The organism is Streptomyces sp. (assembly GCF_035563135.1).
Classification (GTDB): domain Bacteria; phylum Actinomycetota; class Actinomycetes; order Streptomycetales; family Streptomycetaceae; genus Streptomyces.
The window spans coordinates 1-3511 of record NZ_DATMVN010000393.1 but is presented as its reverse complement, the minus strand read 5'-3'; the positions used below and the strand labels follow the sequence as shown (position 1 = coordinate 3511).

Below are 3511 nucleotides of genomic sequence, written 5' to 3'. Positions count from 1 at the left end.
CGAACACGCCGAACGGCTGGCCCAACTGGAGGTCACCGAAGCCGGACACACCCTGGGCAACGCCCGCTGGGAGGCGGCCAACGTCCGCGACCTGCTGGACTACGCGGCCGGGGGAGTGGAGCGCCTGACGGGGCGGCAGATCCCCGTACCGGGCGGGATCGACCTCACGTTCCTCGAACCCCTGGGGGTCGTCGGAGTGATCGCCCCGTGGAACTTCCCCATGCCGATCGCCGCCTGGGGCACCGCCCCCGCCCTCGCCGCCGGCAACGCCGTCCTCCTCAAACCGGCCGAGACCACTCCGCTCACCGCCCTCCGCCTGGCCGGGCTCGCTCTCGACGCCGGCCTTCCCGAACACCTCTTCCAGGTGCTGCCCGGAGCGGGGGACGTGACGGGCAGCGCCCTGGTCGAACACCCGGGCGTGGCCAAGATCTGCTTCACCGGGTCGACCCGCGTCGGCAGACAGATCATGGCCAGGTGCGCGGACCGGGTGAAGCGGCTGACCCTCGAACTCGGCGGCAAGAGCCCCAACATCGTCTTCGCCGACGCCGACATCGAGGCCGCCGCGGCCGCCGCACCCATGTCCTTCCTGGACAACGCCGGCCAGGACTGCTGCGCCCGCTCCCGCATCCTGGTCCAGCGGTCCGCGTACGACCGCTTCCTGGAGCTCCTCGGCCCCGCCGTCGCCTCCGTCGTGGTGGGGGACCCGTCGGACGAGCGGACACAGATGGGCCCGCTGATCTCCCGGGCCCAGCTGGAGCGTGTCCGCGGCTTCGTCCCCGACGGTGCCGACGGCATCCGGGGCAGCGCGCCCGCCGGCCCCGGCTTCTGGTTCCCCCCGACCGTCCTCACCAAGACCGCCCCCCACGCCCCCGTCGCCACCGAGGAGGTCTTCGGCCCTGTCGCCGTCGTCCTGCCCTTCGAGGACGAGGACGACGCCGTCCGTCTGGCCAACGCCACCGACCACGGCCTGGCCGGCTCGATCTGGACCCGCGACGTGGGCCGCGCCCTACGGGTCTCCCAAGGGGTCCGGGCAGGGAACCTGTCCGTCAACTCCCACTCGGCCGTCCGCTACTGGACCCCGTTCGGCGGGTACGGACAGTCCGGGCTCGGCCGTGAACTGGGGCCCGACGCCCTCGCGGCCTTCACCGAAACCAAGAACGTCTTCATCGGCACGGAGGCCTGAACCCGCATGACCACCGAGACCCCCATGACCACCGAGGCCCCCATGACCACCGGCTCCGGGAACATCTGCCGCCGGCTGACCGGCCGCACCGCCGTCATCACCGGTGCGGGCAGCGGCATCGGCCTCGCCACCGCCCGCCGGCTGGCATCGGAAGGAGCCCACGTCGTCTGCGGCGACGTCGACGAGAGCGCGGGCAGGGCCGCCGCCGAAGAGGCCGGAGGAACGTTCGTACGCGTCGACGTCACCGACCCCGACCAGGTCGAAGCCCTCTTCGCGGCGGCGGACGAGACCTACGGTTCCGTCGACATCGCCTTCAACAACGCGGGCATCTCACCGCCGGACGACGACTCCATCCTCACGACCGGGCTGGAGGCGTGGAAACGCGTCCAGGAGGTCAACCTCACCTCCGTCTACCTCTGCTGCAAGGCAGCTCTCCCCTACATGCGGCGCCAGGGCCGCGGCTCGATCATCAACACCGCGTCCTTCGTGGCGCGGATGGGCGCCGCGACGTCCCAGATCTCCTACACCGCGTCCAAGGGCGGAGTCCTCGCCCTGTCCCGGGAACTCGGGGTGCAGTTCGCCCGTGAGGGCATCCGGGTCAACGCCCTGTGCCCCGGGCCGGTCAACACCCCGCTGCTCCAGGAGCTGTTCGCGACCGACCCGGAGCGTGCCGCCCGCAGGCTCGTACACATCCCGGTCGGGCGCTTCGCCGAGGCGACGGAGATCGCGGCCGCCGTCGCCTTCCTGGCGAGCGACGACTCCTCGTTCGTCAACGCCACCGACTTCCTCGTCGACGGCGGAATCTCGGGAGCGTACGTGACCCCGCTCTGAGGCCCCTCCCCGCAGTGGTGCCACGACCGGCCTCAGAGGAACGCGCGTCCCTCACCGCGGTACGTCGGCACGGTGGCGGTGATCCGCTCGCCCTCGATCAGCCGCAGCTCGTCGAAGCGCTCGCACAGCTCACCGGCCTTGGCGTGGCGGAACCACACCTTGTCGCCGATCAGCAGATCGTCCGCGGGGGCGCCGAGCAGCGGTGTCTGGGCCTCGCCCGGGCCCTCCTGCGGGTCGTAGCGCAGCCCCGCGGGCAGGTACGGCACCGGCAGCCGGTCCGCTCCCGCCGCCCCGGACGCCGGATAACCGCCGCCGAGCACCGTCACCACACCCACCCCCGGCCGCCGCACCACGGGCTGGGCGAACAGGGCCGCCGGACGGCCCCGGAAGGAGGTGTAGTTGTCGAACAGCCTCGGTACGTAGAGCCCGGACCCCGCCGCGATCTCGGTCACCGCCGACTCCGCGGCGGTGTGCTGCACGCTGCCGGTTCCGCCCCCGTTCACGAACTCCAGGCCGGGCGCCACCGCGCGGACCGCCCGCACGGCCTCGGCCCGCCGGTCCGTCAGTTCCCGGCGCGCCGCCGCCTGCATCAGCCGGACCGCGCGCGACCGCAGCGGCCGTCCGGCCACCGAATCGCCCACACCGGCCACATGGCCCTCGTACGCCATCAGTCCCACCAGCCGGAAGCCGGGCCTGCGTTCCACCGCACGGGCCAGCTCGGCGAGCTGCGCGGGGGAGCGGAGCGGGGAGCGCAGCGCGCCGATCCTGATCCGGCCGCCGAGCAGCCGCAGCGAGGTGTCCAGCTCCAGACAGACCCGGATCTCCTCGCCGCCGCCGGCCCGCGCGGCGTCGATCAGCTCCAGCTGCGCGGGATCGTCCACCACCACCGTCACGGCCGCCGCGAGCGCGGGATCGGCCGCCAGCTCGGCGTACGCGGACCGGTCGGCCGACGGATAGGCCAGCAGCACGTCGTCGAATCCGGCGCGGGCCAGCCACAGCGACTCCGCGAGGGTGAACGACATGATCCCGGCGAAGCCCGGACGCGCGAGCACCCGCTCCAGCAGGGCACGGCAGCGCACCGATTTGCTCGCCACCCGGACGGGCTTCCCGCCCGCCCGGCGCACCAGGTCGTCGGCGTTGGCGTCGAAGGCCTCCAGATCGACGACGGCCACCGGTGCGTCGAGATGGGCGGTGGCCCGGTCGTAACGGGTCCGGTCAGCGGCGCGGGCAGTCATGGCCGCAGCCTGCCAGACGGCCGTACCGCTGGGTAGAGGATGTTCGGTGCAGATCGCCCCCGCCCCTCGGTCCCGTTCCCACAGGCCGCAGCACACCCCGTAGAGTGGCCGTCACACGATCGACCGGCGGGCCCGCGCGCAGCGGCGGTCCGTGGGCGGTGCGGGGACGTGGACCAGGGGGGCGGATGAGTACCGAAGCGCAGCGCGCTCCAGTGCCGCCCCGGCCGGCCTCCGCGCCGTACGTACCACCGGTCCCGCGCCC

3 protein-coding genes are annotated in these 3511 nt (G+C 73.3%); 2 read left to right on the top strand and 1 reads right to left on the bottom strand.

What is annotated here, in order from left to right; all coding sequences use genetic code 11:
- A partial coding sequence (locus VN520_RS16975; protein WP_325747764.1) for an aldehyde dehydrogenase family protein occupies positions 1-1183 on the top strand: 1183 nt, incomplete at its 5' end.
- 42 nt (positions 1184-1225) lie between these two features.
- Positions 1226-2014, top strand: a complete 789-nt coding sequence (locus VN520_RS16970; protein ID WP_325747765.1) for a 3-oxoacyl-ACP reductase — start codon at positions 1226-1228, stop codon at positions 2012-2014.
- Between the two features lie 32 nt (positions 2015-2046).
- Here the strand turns inward: VN520_RS16970 and VN520_RS16965 are convergent, their stop codons facing one another.
- Entirely contained in the window at positions 2047-3249 is a 1203-nt protein-coding gene (locus VN520_RS16965) for an amino acid deaminase/aldolase (protein WP_325747763.1), read from the bottom strand.
- Positions 3250-3511: the final 262 nt, after the last annotated feature.